Below are 14,758 nucleotides of genomic sequence, written 5' to 3'. Positions count from 1 at the left end.
CCTTCACTCCTTTTCATAAAACCAATGTGCTATTTCCCTGTTTTCCGTGGTATACTTATAGCAACTTGTTTTTTTTGAAAGGACCCATTGCCGTGGGTCTTTTTATTTTGTTTTACGTCACTCCAAGCCCATCTTTTTATCGGTTCATAAGTAATGTAGAGTAGCAACACACTAAATGCGATAAACATTGCGAATGCTACTAATGATGTTGTATCTTCCACTAGATCACCTCCTTATTTATCAAACGGTAATTTTGTTAAAAACCTGAAATTCTATTTTAACTAGCATTTGTTCCCACCTTTTGTGCTTCTACCCATTTAAGAAAGTCTTCCGCTTTAACGCGTTTGCTTTTTCCAATTACAATTGTTGGGAAGTCCTTTCTCTTCATAAGTGCGTATGCGGCTGATCGAGAAATATTTAAGAATTCCTGTACATCCTCCGCTTTCAGTGAAAATGGTAGTTGTTTAATTTGGTACATGTTTTTTCACTCCAATCATTTTTTTAAGTTTAAATATGGATACACTATCTTATAACGTCGTCTCGATTGTAGCCTTAAAGGCGACTTAAGTTGTAAAAAAAATCTCTCTCACTTTATTAGATCACTGATCGATACACCATAAAGTTCCGAAAGTTTTTTTAGTTTCTCTACTGATAATCCTGATTCTCCTTTTTCAACGTTATGATAAGAACGTTTGAATTTCAGACCTAAAGCCTTTGAAACGTATTCTAAAGAATAACCATTTTTTTGTCTTAGAGATTTAATTCGTTGTGTATTTAGCATTTTAAGTCACCACCTTCAACTTCTAAACTTAGTATAACCAAAAGTAGCCCTAAAGGCAACTTTTTATTTTCAAAAATTTATTTTTTATTTTTACGTTGCCATTAGGGCTACTCATTGTTACATTTAAACTAGATACTTTTTTACAAGTAGCGCGAAAGGATGTTATAGATGAATATCATAGGGGAGAGAATATTCGAGTTAAGAAAAGAACGAAAACTAACACAAGAAAAAATAGGCGAAAATATTGGTGTGAGCAAGCAAACTATTTCCAAATATGAAAAAGGGACAAAAATCCCCTCACGTGAGAACATTGAAAAATTAGCTGATTTCTTCAATGTTCCCATTGATTACTTATTCGGGAAAAGCGATAATTCCATTAAAAGTAGCAATAATATAAAAGAAATATTTGAAAGTGATGAATTGCATTGGGATGGAAGAAAGCTGTCTCCTGAGGAAATCGAAAGCGTCAAAGCGCTTTTAGAAGTAGCTATCCAAAGAATGTTAAAACAAGAAAAAAAGGATTAGCATGAGGCTAGTCCTTTTTTTGGTTCCATTTGCTGCATGACTTCACTTAATTCATTATCAGTAATGAATCCTTGTTTATGTATTTCTTTCAAAGCATGAAGAGTGTCATTTTCTGAGACTTTATCCCCTAATAAATATTTAATCATGGATTTTATTTTTTCTTCGCCACTTATTAACAATACGAACTCCTCCATCCCAATAATTATGTGATTTTTTTAACAAACTGTGCATTTTTGTAACGTTTTTCAAAAATGCATACCCCTTAAAAAGCACTCAAGACGCTACTTAGTAGTAGCGTCTTGAAAAATAATTTATAAATTTCTAATGAGTTCCTGGATCAACCATTAGATATGTAGTTTCTACTTTACTTGAATGTGCTTGTGAAGTATATTTGTTTTGTTCAACTACTCCTAGTAGTCCTAAAACACATATCATTGTAAGAATAACTTTTTTCAACCTACTTCACTCCCTCTTTAATTAAAAGACGTGTTACCAAATTTGAATAGAATACATTCCCATTATTAGCGAATTTTTCTAAAGCCTCTTTGAGAACCATTATATCATTTCTATCTACAAAAAATAAATAATATAATTTAAATGCGGACAAAGTTTTTCCTTGTTTTTTTAAGTCTTCAAAATAAGCTCTAGCTTTAACTCCTGAACCAAATTTAGCATCAAAGAAAGCTTTTTCCGCTTCTCCTACAAAATCCCAATCTATTTTATCTACATTTATTCCATACTCAATTCGCAAAAAAGCTAATGTGCTATGAACTGCACGATACATTCTACTATAAGTAGTAATACCTAAGCTTTTTATTAATTTTAGGCTTTCCAAAAAGTACGTTTCCGCTTGAAAAGGATTTTCAAGTATAAAAGACTCCCCTAAGCAACTCAACGATTTAGCCTTTATAACTGAATCTTCCGGAGCGGATTTTATTATACTATTACAAATGTCCCTGCATTCTTTTATTTTATTACTAAACAAATTAATATGAGACTTACGATCATCATGTTGCAAATCCAAATGTTTTTTTATAAATGCATTCTCTACTAATGGTAAGTTTTGATCGATCTTTTTAGAATACGGGACCATAGCCATGAAATTACTACTATCATACAGCGCAAACCCATGTAACATGTCTACTATTATTTGATAGTCTACATTTTTAGAGTATGGTAATTCATCTAATTTCCTTTGCAATTCTTCTCCTTCTAATTTGTTCAAATTTCTTTGATTATATAAATCATACAAATGTAGATATTTGTTTATTTTCCCTTTTTTATCGCTGCTAATATGTTTTTTAATTAATTTTTTCATTAATTGATACTCACCGACTGTTTGGCAGTAAGACAGTGCCTTTTTTATGTTTAAATCACTCTGGCAAAGCAATATAAATTCTCTAATTTTCTTTCTACGTTCCTTCCAATTTGGATACAAGTCGGGAGCAATTAATAAGAATGACTCCAACTTCATTTCTTTAATTTTCCCATTTAAAATCCTATTAAGATTAGTTCTATCAATCTCTGCTTTTTTAGCTAATGTACCAACATCCAACTTAAGATAATTGATATGCTCCTGTAAGTTCTTGATAAAGCTCTTCATTCTAAAATTCCCTCCCAAATCAGAACCCAAAACATATCCCTTTTTTCTCAATAGGAAAATGAATCATAATTTTCTTTACACTTATGAAGTATGCTATACTATGTACTGACTCATGGAAACTTTCCCTATCTAGGCTAGGGTTAAATGTTATAGCTGTGTGGCCTCACATCTATAACACCGTGGGTCTTTTTTTATTCCTTCTTTCGCTAAATTCAGTTTATCATAAGATTTAGAATGTTCGTCCTGATTATGGTCAAATCATGTTGAGAAAGTTTTTTTCAAAAATTCTATTTTTCATTAAGAATATTTTACCACCAAAAGAACGTTTGTTCTATATGTTTTTTGTTCGAATGTCAATTTACGTGATATTTACTATTATAAAGACAAATTTAGTGACATGTATAGTCTAAAAATTCTCATGTATTTATACTAAAACTATGAATACATTTGGAGAAAATTTAAAAAAGTTTAGATCAAGTCGTTCCCTTACTCAATCAGAGTTCGGTGAAAAAGTGCAGTTAAGTCGTAGTCAAGTTGGCAATTTAGAAATTAACTATAATCAACCTGACCTCGACACTCTCGATCGCATTGCAACATATTTAGGTGTTTCTGTTGATGCGTTAATGGGTAGAACGAGCACACCACATGAAAAGAACATAGCAAATGCCCTCGATGAAATTCAAACGGTTTTCGCAGGCCTGGATGAATCTCAACGAGAGCAATTCTGTAAACAACTCGTTTTATATGCAAAGTTCCTTAAAACTCATAACGAGCTGTTATGAGTCGATTGTAGTAGAAAACATTTCCAATCACAACGATAAAAATTAACAAATTTTTATCAACAAAAAAAGAGAGCACTTAGCTCTCTTTTTTTATATTCCTGTGCCTGGATCTTTTATGTATCCTCCACCTGCCCCAGGATCATACATACCCATTCCGCCACCTGGATCTTTCCAATCCCCTCCACACAGATTTGGGTCATACCTCAATTGACTTCCACCTAAACCGCCTGGATCAAAGTTATCTATTTTCATTTTCTTAAACCTCCCTGTTCTTTTCGCCATCCACCACCTGGATCAGTTGTATATCCCCCGCCTGATCCTGGATCGAAAATACCCACTCCTGTCCCCGGATCGTATAACTTCCATCCTGTACCAGGTTTCTGTGATTCTTTAGAGTGTAATAACATAATTACCATCCTCCTGGATCAGTATTATTTTTTAAACCTCCACCACCTGGTTCTATTTTTAATCCTGCGCCCCCATTACCTGGATCAAGTACTAATGGACTTCCACCTGCTCCTCCTGGATCAGAAATTACCTTTGAACCTCCTGGGTCTTTTATGTAGCTTTTCATAATCTCACTCTCCCCTTTCTTTTATACACCTGTCCCCGGACCATAAATTGGTTTCCACCCTGTTCCTGGATCTTCGTCATATTTCCAACCGCCACCGCCTGGTTCGTTATGCCAACCTACACCAGGATCATCTACTCTGTGACCACCAGGGTCCTTTGTCAATTCCTCCATATTTTCCCCTCCTTTATTTAATATACAAATATTGTAGCTCACTTCTTTTATATCTGTAAATTTCCTTTTACAGAAATTAGGCTTACATGCTATCATTTCTTATACCACTACCACATATCACAGCTTGTATCTAGAAAACGACTATGACGAGGTGAAAAATCATGGCATACTTTCGTAAACGTGGTGAGAAGTGGTCTTTTACTATGGATGTCGGCAAAGACCCTATCACAGGTAAACGGAAACAAATCACTAAAGGTGGTTTTAAAACAAAGAAAGCTGCTCAAGAAGAAGTGGCTAGGGTAACAAATGATTTAGCAAATGGAGATTATGAGAATAGTGATATTCGCTTTTCTCAGCTCGTAGAAATCTGGATGCAAGAGAAAGAATCATCATGTAGACCATCAACATTGTATCAATACAAACGCATTCTACGCTCACGTGTAATGCCTGAATTCGGCGAGAAGAGGTTATCAGATATAAAACCTCTGACCGTGCATAATTTTCATCAGAAGCTACTTAAAGATGGTCTAACAACGAAATACATTTCATCCGTTGATGTTATGTTAAAACAAATCCTCGATAAAGGCGTAGAGTTAGAAATGATTAACTCTAATCCTGCTAAGAAAGCAAAGCGGCCAAAAGTTAAAAAGAAAGCGCAGGCTAGTTGGACAGTTGAAGAAGCGATGAAGTTTATGGAGTATGCAAAAATACAAGGAAGCTATTATATTGCATTCGTTTTAGCTTTGCATACAGGTATGCGCATCGGCGAGGTATTAGCTTTACAGTGGAAGGATATTAATTTCGAAAGCAAGGCCATTCATGTACAAAGAACATTAACGCTTGTGGATGGTAAGTATGAACTAGGTGAAACAAAAACCGAAGCATCTAATCGAATGATTCCAATGACTGAAGAATTAATGGGAGAGCTGTTAGAATATCAAAGTCATAAAAAAGATAATTCTTTCGACCTATTAATTTGTACAAGAAATAAAAAAATCGTGCATCCATATACGATACGCTACCAAATGAAAGCTTTGTGCGAAGCAATTGACGTACCGTATATTAGATTCCACGATATCCGAAGAACGTTTACAACTATTTTAATCGATTCTGGCGCAAATGCAAAGGTTGTTTCAAAATTACTTGGTCACACAAATGTTTCTACAACTTTAAATATTTATACTGATGTTTATGAAGAACGTCAAATTGAGGTAACTGAAATGCTAGGAAATGTACTGAAAAGTGGTCGAAGTGGTCAAAAAGTGGTCAGTGAAGAAAAACAAGAGGATTAAACCCCGCAATATAAGTGGTATAATGCATTTATAGTGTAAGTTTTTTCTTTACACTATAATGAAGTCATCATAGTAAATAATATATAGAGTATCACGTTTTCCAAAAAGATGCTACATCGAAAGGAGAGATTCCCATAAAAGCCAGTGGTATTGTTGTTGAATATAACCCTTTTCATAACGGTCATGATTATCATGTGCAACAAACAAAAAAGTTAACACAATCTGATATTACAATCGCTGTTATGAGTGGCCCTTTTTTGCAGCGTGGTGAGCCGGCACTCATATCCAAATGGTATCGCACCAAAATGGCCTTAGCATGCGGTGTAGACCTTGTTGTAGAGCTTCCATATGCCTTTTCAACACAAAAGGCTGAAACCTTTGCAAATGGCGCTATTTCTATTTTAAACGCCCTGCACGTTTCTGAAATTTGTTTCGGTAGTGAAGATGGACAAATCGAAAATTTTTATAACACCATCTCTGTGCAACAAAATGAAGAAGAGACTTTTAATCGTTTTGTACAGCAATTTATGAACGCAGGTAGTAGTTACGCAAAAGCTACATCTGAAGCTTTCCTACACATTTTACCTTCTGAAAAAAACATAGACATGTCACAACCAAATAACATTTTAGGCTTCCAATACATGAAAGCAATTCTGACGCAAAATAGTTCTATACAAGCACAAACGATAAAAAGATTCGCATCTCATTATCATGATGAAACATTTAACGACCAACATATTGCAAGTGCAACAAGTATTCGCAAACAACTTTTTAGCGAAAATAGTTCCTTGACAGAAATTGAGCCCTTTATCCCAAAAGCGACTGCTTCTCTTTTAGCAAGCTACAAACAAAACTACAGGACATTACATAATTGGGAACAATACTTTTCATTTTTCAAATACAAACTCATGACAATGTCTCCAGAGGACTTACGACATATATATGAAATAGAGGAAGGTTTAGAGCATCGTATTTTATCAAAAATACAAACCAGTTCCTCCTTCCATTCATTCATGGAAGCATTAAAAACGAAGCGTTATACGTGGACTAGATTACAAAGAGCTTGTACACACATTTTAACAAATACAACAAAAGAAGAAATACATAGCGCAAATATAGAGCATCATGCACCATACATTCGTCTACTAGGCATGTCACAAAAAGGACAAACTTACCTTTCAAAAAACAAGAAAAACATAGAGCTTCCAATCCTTACCCATACAAAAACATTTGACCATCCTACTTTACACATAGAGAGAAAAGCCAATTCTGTATATTTCTCCATCATGCAAGAACCATTACGAACACAACTACTAAAACAAGATGCAACGCATCATCCAATTCGTTATGATGAAACAACTGCAAAATTTCTATAAAAAAACCTCTCTTTTTCAGAGAGGTTTATTTTTTCTTACCCATTTTTTCCAAATACATTAATGCGTCATCCAGCGTATCAACTGGCACAACTTTCATTTTTGTTTTAATATCTTTCGCAGCCTCAAGTGCATCTTTATAATTCGATTTCTCCGCACCTTTTTCATTTGGTGCAAAGAACACTTCAGCACCAGCATCACTTGCAGCGACCACTTTTTGCTGAATACCACCAATCGGGCCAATTTCTCCCTTTTCATTAATCGTACCTGTTCCAGCTATTTCATGTCCTTTTGTTAAATCATCTTCTACAAGTTGATTATATATTTCTAATGTGAACATTAGGCCTGCCGATGGTCCACCTATTTCATGAGAATCAATTTTCACTTTCGGATCTACCACTAATTCTCTTTCCGTAACGATAGAAACACCTATACCAACACGCCCATTTCCATTCGGAATGGTCTTAACATTTAAATTTTCTTTTAACTGTTTTCCATCTCGTTTGTACTCAATATTTACTGTATCTCCTTCTTTTTTCCCTGTCATATATTCAATAAATTGCTCCGTCTTTTCAAATATTTTTCCATCGACAGCTATGATGACATCTCCAAGTTTAAGCTTTCCTTCTGACGGCATCCCTTTCGCAACACCAGCAACCAATACACCTTTATTTTCAAAAGAAACAGTACGGTTTGCACGTTTATAAGCATTATAGATTGCTGCATTTTGCGAATCTTTCATCGCATAATTTTGGCGAAATTGATATTCTTCATCACTCTCACCTTTTTGCAATATTTCTTCCGCTTTCGAAATATGTGTATATTTATTAAACTGTGCCGCTATTAAATTCACCATATTTGCTGGTCCCATCGAAACCGTAACAAGCATAAAATCACCAGATTCTTTTGTTCCCCCTTCAACTTGAACGTAAGGCTCTAATTTGGCAGCCATTCCTGGTTTTGTTACATAATACGGTAAACGTACGTAAACAAGTAACATCGCCAATATAACTCCTATTAAAATTGCATATATAAACCGAAAACGCTTAAACATTATGTTTCTCCTTCCACTGCTCAATTAATAAATAAATATTTGCAACATGTTTTTCCGCTTCTACCTCTCCAACTCGAATAATGTCTTCAATGTTTGTAAAAGCACGCGAACTAAATTGTTCTACAGCTGGTCGCATCATTAAATCAGATGCAATTTGTCGATTCATCACAAGCTCATGTTGCATAATTTCAATACTCTGCATAATTACATCATAAATAGACGTAACTTCTCCATTCACTTTAATCGGGGATACATCAACAGCAATGACAATATCGGCACCTAACTCTTTCACAACCGATACTGGAATGCGATCAATTACTCCGCCATCCACCAATAACCGTCCATCTATTTTCTCTGGTACAAATACTCCAGGTACAGATATGCTAGCTCTCACCGCCTCTGCAACAGGACCACTTGTAAAAACTACTTTTTCCCCCTTCAAGATGTCAGTAGCCACAACAGCCGTCGGGATATCTAACTCTTCTATTTTTTTATTATATGTAAACATTTTAATCATATCTTTGACACGTTTTCCAGCAATAAATCCCATTTTCGGAACCGTAAAATCTAAATAATATTTCCTCTTAAAAACATTTGCCAGTTTATACAGTCTTTCAACGTTTGAGCTCGCTGCATAAAATGTACCTACTAAAGCCCCCATACTACTTCCTGCAATCATATGAATCGGTATACCATTTTCTCTTAAAACTTTTATAACACCAATATGAGCAAACCCTTTTGCGCCCCCAGATCCAAGGGCTAATCCGATTTTCGGTTCTTTCATTTTTCTCACCCTTTAATTTTTTTCATTCCTTTTTCATACTTATGGTCTAAATTCACTACGTATCCACGTATACTGAAATGAACGTTTTTTGGGACAAAGGGGGATTTACTTACATGTATGAAAAATGGAAAACTGCTTTTCTTACCATATCAACACTATTTTTAACCTTTTCTCTTGTACTCCACCCCCAAGCTGCTTTGCAAGCTTCCATTCGAGGGTTAAATATATGGTGGGAAGTTGTATTCCCTTCACTTTTACCGTTTTTCATCATTGCGGAACTTCTAATTAGTATTGGTGTTGTAAAATTTATAGGCGTTATATTAGAACCACTCATGCGACCACTTTTCCGCGTTCCAGGGATAGGCGGATTCGTTTGGGCGATGGGAATGGCTTCAGGATTCCCTGCTGGCGCCAAATTAAGCGCTAGACTGCGTAAAAGTAATCAACTAACACAAATCGAAGCAGAGCGCCTCGTATCTTTTACAAACTCATCTAATCCACTTTTTATTTTTGGAGCTGTTTCTATCGGTTTTTTCAATAATCCGAAATTAGGAATCGTATTAGCCGCTGCACATTATTTAAGTAACTTTGCCGTCGGGTTACTGATGCGTTTTTACGGCAATAACAACATTTCCACGCATGATAAACATACTACTAAAAAACGCCCTTTTCAAAACCCTTTTTCAATCCTACATGAGACACGTATGCAAGAAAAAAGACCAATAGGAAAATTACTTGGGGACGCTATCGTTTCTTCTATTCAAACGTTACTTATGATTGGTGGATTTATTATTTTATTCTCTGTTTTAAATAAAATGATTACTGTATTTCATATTACAGCAGCCCTCTCTTTTATTATGCAACATATTTTATCATTCTTCCAACTAACTACTGAATTTAGTATTCCGATATTATCTGGCATTTTTGAAATGACACTCGGAAGCCAAATGATTAGTCAAATAAATGAAACGCCCCTTCTGCAGCAAGCTATGGTAACAAGCTTTATTTTAGCATTTAGCGGCCTTTCTATTCAGGCACAAGTTGCTAGTATATTAGCTGAAACAGACATCCGATTTAAGCCCTATTTTTTCGCACGAATTATCCAAAGTATTCTTGCTCCTATTTTTACTTTTATATTTTGGAAACCATTTTATGAAAAAGTAAGCTCTTTTTCACCTATGCAAAAAGATATCCCCGTCTTTTTATCGAATCATTCTTCTATACTGCATGAAATTTGGACATCTTTTGTACACTACGGACCGATATTTACATTATTTTGTTTATATGTATATATTATCTTATTATTTTTTCGTAGCAACAAAGAAAAACCCCGTTCACTTTAACGGGGTTTGAAACTTTTCTTTTAAAGCACGTTCTACAACAGGAGGTACAAGATCTACTACGCTTCCTCCATATCTCGCAACTTCTTTCACAATGCTCGAGCTTAAAAATGAATATTGGTTGTTTGTCATAATAAAGAAGGTTTCAATGTTTTCATCTAATTTTCGATTCATAGAAGTAATTTGCATCTCATACTCAAAATCAGAAACCGCTCGCAACCCACGTAAAATCGCGTTTGCATTACGCATTTTCGCATACTCCACTAGTAGTCCACTATGGGAATCTACTTTTACATTTGGGATATCCTTTGTTGCTTCACGAATTAAATCTAAGCGCTCTTCAACTGAAAAGAACGGTTTTTTTGACGAGTTGTTTAAAACTACTACGTATACCTCGTCAAATACTTTCGCTCCCCTTTTAATAATATCCAGATGCCCAAGGGTAATTGGATCAAAACTTCCCGAAGAAATAGCTATACTTGTCATTCTGTCTCCTCACCTTCATACTTATAAATCGATATTGCTGTAATCCCATAATTTTCAGCTCTCACTTTTACAAGATCCCCTATAGAATCAGGTAAAACTACATCATTACCATGCTCTGACATAATTAATCCATCTCTATGTAGCAATCCATGTTGATCCATCACACTAATTAAAGATACAATTTTTTGATCTTTATATGGAGGATCTATTAGTATAAGGTCGAATGACATTTCACGCTTTATGAGTGCTTTGATCGCACGCTCTGCATCATTTCGATACACTTCAGCTTGTTCCTGTATTCTGCAACTTTCTAAATTTTGATGAATGACTTTTATCGCTTTATTATCTCGATCAACAAAAATTGCTTTATCAATCCCTCTACTTATCGCTTCGATTCCAAGACCACCACTACCGCCAAATAAATCAAGAGCGATACCGCCATCAAAATAAGGGCCTATCATATTAAAAATTGATTCTTTTACTTTATCTGTCGTTGGACGTGTTGTATTACCTGGCACCGCTTTAAGTGGATGCCCTTTACATTTTCCTGAAACTACTCTCATCTGTTGTCACTACCTTTATTTCAATCTAACGAGCAATTATAGAAAACCCTTCTCCATTCAGTAACCGCTACCAAACTATACTGTTCCATTCATCTTTCAACGAACACTAGGAGAACTTAGCTTAAAACAACCGCTCTGCATTTTTATGTATTCATCTCACCATTCGCTAACACAAACCCATTATGTATATTCGTTTCACTTTATCCCGCGTTAACGCCCGATTGGTGAAGGCTAATAATCAGCAGAGAATACCCCACCGATTAAAGTTCCACTTTATCTTTTTTATCCTATCATAAAATAAAAAAAAGAAAAATAAAAAGCCCAACATAAAATTTAATTTCATCATGTATATCTTCATTTAGATTGGACATAAATAATTATAACAACATCACCTTCGATGTTGTTGCCAACCGCGGAGAAGACTTACGTTTCCCCATAAGTTCTTCCTCCGGTTTCTCCTCTCCCTTTGCCTTCTTACTAGTACATGCTAGTATAAGAAGGGCCCTGCTTTGCAGGGTTTTTTTTCTTTGTCTACTTTTCATTTAAAAAGTGAGATGGTACAGTAAAAGAAAGAGGAGGAAAAAATATGATTCAACGCTTTATAGAACTCGGAGAAGGCTACTCTGATTTATATGAATTACTTGAAATTGCCAAAGCAAATCAAGAACGTATAACACATATGTTACAATTTGAAACAATTAAAAATGAAAAAAAAGTGTGCTCACTTGTTGTAATATTAAAACCAACTACTACTGGTGATTTTCAACCATTATACATATGTCGTGAAGGCATTCCTGTACTAGAAAATAAAAAAAGTAAACGCGTCATTTTATTTGAAGAAACGGCAGAACAACTAGGAAAAAAAGTAACTACCTTTACAGTAAAACCATCCACAACTTTCCCAGAAAAAGAACTATTTTTCAATCATTTAATTGGTATTTTACGAATGAATAATTTCATTCCTCCAATGAAATAAATTGTTATTTCAAGTAAAAAAATCCCCCGCTAAAATTAGCAGGGGATTTTTTCTATTAGCTATAATCGTATTCTTTTGCCCGATCAGGACGTGAATTTTCAAATTCCGTTTTTAAATACGGGCGGTACGACTGTTCTATCTTTTTTACAAAAGGAAGTTTGTTCAACTTTTGCATCATATGCTCAATTTGCTCCATATCACAATATACTACTGCATACTTTAAGCGTTTTGATATGTAATGTATGTTACCATATTTCCTTAAAATCTTGGCATGTTTCAATGAATGTAAATAAACAATCATACTTTGTCGTTGCCCGAACATAATCTTCTCCATCTTCTCCTTTTAAAAACATATATTTTATATTTTATGAAAACCAATCAGAAATTTATGACATTACAGGACAAACTCTATATACGTTTTCTTCTATCTTCTAAAAAACGGGGTGATTTACCCCGTTTTTTTACAGCCACAACCTCCGCCGGTACCACAACCGCCACCACAGCCACCAGCATCGAAAAATGGATTTCCTGTTGGAACTTTGATGGAAGAAGACACCTCAGAACCGATTGCTACACTAACTTCATCTAACAACTTTTGCAAAGCCATTTCTACTCGTTTGAAAGCTGCAATCTTATCATGTAAGTCTACAGAACGCTTTAATTCCCTCATTTTCGTCGAAACGAAAGTATAGTCAGGATGGTATTTACCGAAACGTTGCACTTCCTCATATCGTTCTTTCATCGCTGTAAATTGCTGAATTAACGTCTGAACTTCCATATCTTCATGCAATTCTTTATAACACTTACGATAATCTTCTGCTATATCTGAACAGATGATCGCTTTTGCAAGCTGCTCTGCCTTATCTAATATTAATACGCTTTCCAGCGTCGCTACAATCATGAGAGACACCTCCGAGTATTCATCATACCACATTTAGAATAGAACTACTAATTCAAGTGTCTCACTAAACAGAAAGATATCATTCTAACTATTTTTTATATAATGTCAGCACATATTTATACATTAATATGTTCCGCAATATTATATTTAAGAACATCCCACTTCCCACTATTTTCGTTCACATAACTAATACACGCGTTTTTTAACGGTGTTTTAAACGAAATATCTTCCGGCGCAATTGCATGTAAAATTGCTTTTATCGCATGCGAATGGGCTACAATGATAATACGTTTGCCAGAATGAGTTGCCGCAACATCTTTTACAGCAGCAAAACAACGAGCTACAATCTCTTCATCTTGCTCCATACCTTCTACTTTACCTTCAGCAATTAACTCCCTAACAGTCGCAACCGGCTTCCCAGAAGCTTCACCAAAATTACGTTCAACAAATCGTTCATCTAATAAAATCGATTGTAACCCAGTAGCCCCTGCAATTTCCTTAGCTGTTTCTTGCGCTCTAATTAATGGGCTACTTATAATTATATCCCATGCTTCCGCTTGCAAAGCAGCCGCACTTTGGCTCGCTTGCATCTTCCCTACTTCATTAAGTGGAATATCTTCACGTCCCTGAATAATCTCTTGAAAATTCCAATCAGTTTGTCCATGTCGTACTAAACAAATTTCCGTCATGCTCATGCTGCAACTCCTTTTTAAATAATCCGCTTCTATTGTATCAAAAGTTCCGCATGACGGACATAGTTTTCCCTTCCAATTATGTTGTATTTTGCTGCTTCATATACTGAAACATATCGATCATAATGGAAGCAACCGCCAATTGATTTTGAAATTTCTCAACTTTATCTGGTATCGTTTTTTTAAAATGTTGCATAGCCGCTAACTCAAATGCCTCTTTTTCTTCAGGGTTTCGCGTTAGTTTTCTATACCAGTACGGTTGCTCCCTAATATAGCGAGATAAATCCTCATCAGCCTTTATAAATTCCATAATTTCTGCTCTCATCCGCTTCCCCCCTAATCCTTCTGAAAGAAAAATGGATTATTTTCGGAAGTACTCTCTTCTTGCTGCGTGCGTTTTCCTTGAAATTGCTGAAAAACTTGTTGCACACTACCAATAGCACTCGTCACATTGGCTAAATGATGTTGCATTTGTTCTACATCTATCTTTTTAAAGAAAGAAAGCATTTGTCCCATCACATCGGCAGTTTTTTCCTCTTCAGTTCGATTATCTTTTTCTTTTTTATTTTCTTTTACCGAAGAAAAAGCAGGCGCTCCATCAGGTCTAAAAGTTGCCCATATCGGATCTTCTTCACCAAGTAAGTACCATTCCTCATAAAACTGTTGCCAAGTTTTATGACCACTTCGAACTTCATGAACCATTTTAGGGTGATGGTTTACAAACTCTTTAAACTGTTGAACCGATGGATGTAACGATCCTTTTGTTGTTGGCATAATCCTCACCTCTTCATGTATATCTACCTACTATATAGTAAGAAAAAAAAGGCGCATGGTTCGCCTATTTTTAGACGATTCATGCAC

24 protein-coding genes are annotated in these 14,758 nt (G+C 35.2%); 6 read left to right on the top strand and 18 right to left on the bottom strand.

Annotated features, from left to right (window positions below):
- Positions 1–29: 29 nt before the first annotated feature.
- The 3 genes from CO726_RS02565 to CO726_RS02555 all read right to left on the bottom strand — a co-directional run bounded on the left by CO726_RS02565 (position 30) and on the right by CO726_RS02555 (position 781).
- Positions 30–221, bottom strand: coding sequence for a hypothetical protein (locus tag CO726_RS02565; protein WP_099683194.1), 192 nt, complete (start codon positions 219–221; stop codon positions 30–32).
- 56 nt (positions 222–277) lie between these two features.
- A complete protein-coding gene (locus CO726_RS02560) occupies positions 278–478 on the bottom strand; it encodes a helix-turn-helix domain-containing protein (protein WP_000284333.1) in 201 nt (66 codons plus the stop codon).
- Between the two features lie 108 nt (positions 479–586).
- A complete protein-coding gene (locus tag CO726_RS02555; protein ID WP_000935436.1) occupies positions 587–781 on the bottom strand; it encodes a helix-turn-helix domain-containing protein in 195 nt (64 codons plus the stop codon).
- 168 nt (positions 782–949) lie between these two features.
- Here CO726_RS02555 and CO726_RS02550 point away from each other — a divergent pair, with 168 nt between their 5' ends.
- Positions 950–1,306 (top strand): helix-turn-helix domain-containing protein, encoded by a 357-nt coding sequence (locus tag CO726_RS02550; protein ID WP_001021266.1) that lies wholly within the window; start codon positions 950–952, stop codon positions 1,304–1,306.
- Here the strand turns inward: CO726_RS02550 and CO726_RS02545 are convergent.
- Positions 1,303–1,485, bottom strand: a complete 183-nt coding sequence (locus CO726_RS02545; protein ID WP_000908628.1) for a hypothetical protein — start codon at positions 1,483–1,485, stop codon at positions 1,303–1,305. The two genes, CO726_RS02550 and CO726_RS02545, sit on opposite strands and share 4 nt — an antisense overlap.
- Before the next feature lie 278 nt (positions 1,486–1,763).
- The gene (locus tag CO726_RS02535; protein ID WP_099683192.1) at positions 1,764–2,909 is read right to left on the bottom strand and encodes an AimR family lysis-lysogeny pheromone receptor; all 1,146 of its coding nucleotides are present in this window, start codon (positions 2,907–2,909) and stop codon (positions 1,764–1,766) included.
- Positions 2,910–3,346: 437 nt separating this feature from the next.
- Here CO726_RS02535 and CO726_RS02530 point away from each other — a divergent pair, with 437 nt between their 5' ends.
- Positions 3,347–3,691, top strand: coding sequence for a helix-turn-helix domain-containing protein (locus CO726_RS02530; protein ID WP_044821771.1), 345 nt, complete (start codon positions 3,347–3,349; stop codon positions 3,689–3,691).
- A gap of 90 nt (positions 3,692–3,781) precedes the next feature.
- Here the strand turns inward: CO726_RS02530 and CO726_RS31665 are convergent, their stop codons facing one another.
- The 4 genes from CO726_RS31665 to CO726_RS31650 are packed head-to-tail and all read right to left on the bottom strand — an operon-like array spanning position 3,782 to position 4,436.
- Positions 3,782–3,943, bottom strand: a complete 162-nt coding sequence (locus CO726_RS31665; RefSeq protein WP_169513006.1) for a hypothetical protein — start codon at positions 3,941–3,943, stop codon at positions 3,782–3,784.
- A complete protein-coding gene (locus CO726_RS31660) occupies positions 3,940–4,098 on the bottom strand; it encodes a hypothetical protein (RefSeq protein ID WP_099683191.1) in 159 nt (52 codons plus the stop codon). Before CO726_RS31660 ends, CO726_RS31665 begins: the two co-directional genes overlap by 4 nt.
- Before the next feature lie 2 nt (positions 4,099–4,100).
- Positions 4,101–4,265 carry a hypothetical protein gene (locus tag CO726_RS31655; protein WP_099683190.1) on the bottom strand — a complete coding sequence of 55 codons (165 nt, stop codon included), beginning with the start codon at positions 4,263–4,265 and terminating at the stop codon, positions 4,101–4,103.
- Positions 4,266–4,286: 21 nt separating this feature from the next.
- Positions 4,287–4,436 carry a hypothetical protein gene (locus CO726_RS31650; protein ID WP_169513005.1) on the bottom strand — a complete coding sequence of 50 codons (150 nt, stop codon included), beginning with the start codon at positions 4,434–4,436 and terminating at the stop codon, positions 4,287–4,289.
- A gap of 161 nt (positions 4,437–4,597) precedes the next feature.
- On the opposite strand from CO726_RS31650, the gene CO726_RS02510 reads away from it, so the two are divergent.
- Positions 4,598–5,728, top strand: coding sequence for a site-specific integrase (locus CO726_RS02510; protein ID WP_099683188.1), 1,131 nt, complete (start codon positions 4,598–4,600; stop codon positions 5,726–5,728).
- A gap of 134 nt (positions 5,729–5,862) precedes the next feature.
- A complete protein-coding gene (locus CO726_RS02505; protein ID WP_169513009.1) occupies positions 5,863–7,104 on the top strand; it encodes a nucleotidyltransferase in 1,242 nt (413 codons plus the stop codon).
- Positions 7,105–7,129: 25 nt separating this feature from the next.
- Here CO726_RS02505 and CO726_RS02500 read toward each other — a convergent pair whose 3' ends face one another.
- The gene (locus tag CO726_RS02500) at positions 7,130–8,155 is read right to left on the bottom strand and encodes a SepM family pheromone-processing serine protease (RefSeq protein WP_099683186.1); all 1,026 of its coding nucleotides are present in this window, start codon (positions 8,153–8,155) and stop codon (positions 7,130–7,132) included.
- On the bottom strand, positions 8,148–8,939 hold the full coding sequence (locus CO726_RS02495; protein ID WP_099683185.1) for a patatin-like phospholipase family protein: 792 nt from the start codon (positions 8,937–8,939) through the stop codon (positions 8,148–8,150). Before CO726_RS02495 ends, CO726_RS02500 begins: the two co-directional genes overlap by 8 nt.
- Positions 8,940–9,052: 113 nt before the next feature.
- Between CO726_RS02495 and ylbJ the strand changes: the two genes are divergently transcribed.
- A complete protein-coding gene (gene ylbJ, locus CO726_RS02490; protein ID WP_099683184.1) occupies positions 9,053–10,282 on the top strand; it encodes a sporulation integral membrane protein YlbJ in 1,230 nt (409 codons plus the stop codon).
- Here ylbJ and coaD read toward each other — a convergent pair.
- Positions 10,274–10,765, bottom strand: a complete 492-nt coding sequence (gene coaD, locus CO726_RS02485) for a pantetheine-phosphate adenylyltransferase (protein WP_000200598.1) — start codon at positions 10,763–10,765, stop codon at positions 10,274–10,276. The genes ylbJ and coaD overlap by 9 nt on opposite strands.
- Entirely contained in the window at positions 10,762–11,328 is a 567-nt protein-coding gene (gene rsmD, locus CO726_RS02480; RefSeq protein WP_099683183.1) for a 16S rRNA (guanine(966)-N(2))-methyltransferase RsmD, read from the bottom strand. The genes coaD and rsmD overlap by 4 nt, the downstream gene beginning before the upstream one ends.
- Positions 11,329–11,914: 586 nt before the next feature.
- Here rsmD and CO726_RS02475 point away from each other — a divergent pair.
- The gene (locus CO726_RS02475) at positions 11,915–12,304 is read left to right on the top strand and encodes a DUF7147 family protein (protein WP_000616011.1); all 390 of its coding nucleotides are present in this window, start codon (positions 11,915–11,917) and stop codon (positions 12,302–12,304) included.
- 55 nt (positions 12,305–12,359) lie between these two features.
- On the opposite strand, the gene CO726_RS02470 is transcribed toward CO726_RS02475, so the two are convergent.
- From CO726_RS02470 to CO726_RS02450, 5 genes are all read right to left on the bottom strand, one after another.
- Entirely contained in the window at positions 12,360–12,626 is a 267-nt protein-coding gene (locus tag CO726_RS02470) for a YlbG family protein (protein ID WP_002080814.1), read from the bottom strand.
- Positions 12,627–12,752: 126 nt separating this feature from the next.
- On the bottom strand, positions 12,753–13,205 hold the full coding sequence (locus CO726_RS02465) for a YlbF/YmcA family competence regulator (RefSeq protein ID WP_098199026.1): 453 nt from the start codon (positions 13,203–13,205) through the stop codon (positions 12,753–12,755).
- A gap of 116 nt (positions 13,206–13,321) precedes the next feature.
- Positions 13,322–13,894 carry a histidine phosphatase family protein gene (locus CO726_RS02460; RefSeq protein WP_136699332.1) on the bottom strand — a complete coding sequence of 191 codons (573 nt, stop codon included), beginning with the start codon at positions 13,892–13,894 and terminating at the stop codon, positions 13,322–13,324.
- Between the two features lie 82 nt (positions 13,895–13,976).
- Positions 13,977–14,222, bottom strand: coding sequence for a YlbE-like family protein (locus tag CO726_RS02455; protein WP_001200991.1), 246 nt, complete (start codon positions 14,220–14,222; stop codon positions 13,977–13,979).
- 11 nt (positions 14,223–14,233) lie between these two features.
- Complete coding sequence (locus CO726_RS02450) at positions 14,234–14,671, bottom strand: YlbD family protein (RefSeq protein ID WP_098758211.1); 438 nt, start codon at positions 14,669–14,671, stop codon at positions 14,234–14,236.
- Positions 14,672–14,758: the final 87 nt, after the last annotated feature.

It is taken from the genome of Bacillus fungorum, assembly GCF_002746455.1.
Classification (GTDB): Bacteria; Bacillota; Bacilli; order Bacillales; family Bacillaceae_G; genus Bacillus_A; species Bacillus_A fungorum.
This window is presented reverse-complemented; position numbering and strand designations above follow the sequence as displayed.

What these genes read in the sequence shown, in the direction of transcription:
- CO726_RS02530 (WP_044821771.1), top strand. Translation starts at nt 3,347, where the DNA reads ATGAATACATTTGGAGAAAATTTAAAAAAGTTTAGATCAAGTCGTTCC.
- CO726_RS02560 (WP_000284333.1), bottom strand. Translation starts at nt 478, where the DNA reads ATGTACCAAATTAAACAACTACCATTTTCACTGAAAGCGGAGGATGTA.
- CO726_RS02460 (WP_136699332.1), bottom strand. Translation starts at nt 13,894, where the DNA reads ATGACGGAAATTTGTTTAGTACGACATGGACAAACTGATTGGAATTTT.
- CO726_RS02495 (WP_099683185.1), bottom strand. Translation starts at nt 8,939, where the DNA reads ATGAAAGAACCGAAAATCGGATTAGCCCTTGGATCTGGGGGCGCAAAA.
- CO726_RS02470 (WP_002080814.1), bottom strand. Translation starts at nt 12,626, where the DNA reads ATGTTCGGGCAACGACAAAGTATGATTGTTTATTTACATTCATTGAAA.
- CO726_RS02500 (WP_099683186.1), bottom strand. Translation starts at nt 8,155, where the DNA reads ATGTTTAAGCGTTTTCGGTTTATATATGCAATTTTAATAGGAGTTATA.
- CO726_RS02535 (WP_099683192.1), bottom strand. Translation starts at nt 2,909, where the DNA reads ATGAAGAGCTTTATCAAGAACTTACAGGAGCATATCAATTATCTTAAG.
- rsmD (WP_099683183.1), bottom strand. Translation starts at nt 11,328, where the DNA reads ATGAGAGTAGTTTCAGGAAAATGTAAAGGGCATCCACTTAAAGCGGTG.
- ylbJ (WP_099683184.1), top strand. Translation starts at nt 9,053, where the DNA reads ATGTATGAAAAATGGAAAACTGCTTTTCTTACCATATCAACACTATTT.
- CO726_RS31660 (WP_099683191.1), bottom strand. Translation starts at nt 4,098, where the DNA reads ATGTTATTACACTCTAAAGAATCACAGAAACCTGGTACAGGATGGAAG.
- CO726_RS02450 (WP_098758211.1), bottom strand. Translation starts at nt 14,671, where the DNA reads ATGCCAACAACAAAAGGATCGTTACATCCATCGGTTCAACAGTTTAAA.
- CO726_RS31665 (WP_169513006.1), bottom strand. Translation starts at nt 3,943, where the DNA reads ATGAAAATAGATAACTTTGATCCAGGCGGTTTAGGTGGAAGTCAATTG.
- CO726_RS02550 (WP_001021266.1), top strand. Translation starts at nt 950, where the DNA reads ATGAATATCATAGGGGAGAGAATATTCGAGTTAAGAAAAGAACGAAAA.
- CO726_RS31650 (WP_169513005.1), bottom strand. Translation starts at nt 4,436, where the DNA reads ATGGAGGAATTGACAAAGGACCCTGGTGGTCACAGAGTAGATGATCCT.
- CO726_RS02455 (WP_001200991.1), bottom strand. Translation starts at nt 14,222, where the DNA reads ATGAGAGCAGAAATTATGGAATTTATAAAGGCTGATGAGGATTTATCT.
- CO726_RS31655 (WP_099683190.1), bottom strand. Translation starts at nt 4,265, where the DNA reads ATGAAAAGCTACATAAAAGACCCAGGAGGTTCAAAGGTAATTTCTGAT.
- CO726_RS02555 (WP_000935436.1), bottom strand. Translation starts at nt 781, where the DNA reads ATGCTAAATACACAACGAATTAAATCTCTAAGACAAAAAAATGGTTAT.
- CO726_RS02510 (WP_099683188.1), top strand. Translation starts at nt 4,598, where the DNA reads ATGGCATACTTTCGTAAACGTGGTGAGAAGTGGTCTTTTACTATGGAT.
- CO726_RS02465 (WP_098199026.1), bottom strand. Translation starts at nt 13,205, where the DNA reads ATGATTGTAGCGACGCTGGAAAGCGTATTAATATTAGATAAGGCAGAG.
- coaD (WP_000200598.1), bottom strand. Translation starts at nt 10,765, where the DNA reads ATGACAAGTATAGCTATTTCTTCGGGAAGTTTTGATCCAATTACCCTT.
- CO726_RS02475 (WP_000616011.1), top strand. Translation starts at nt 11,915, where the DNA reads ATGATTCAACGCTTTATAGAACTCGGAGAAGGCTACTCTGATTTATAT.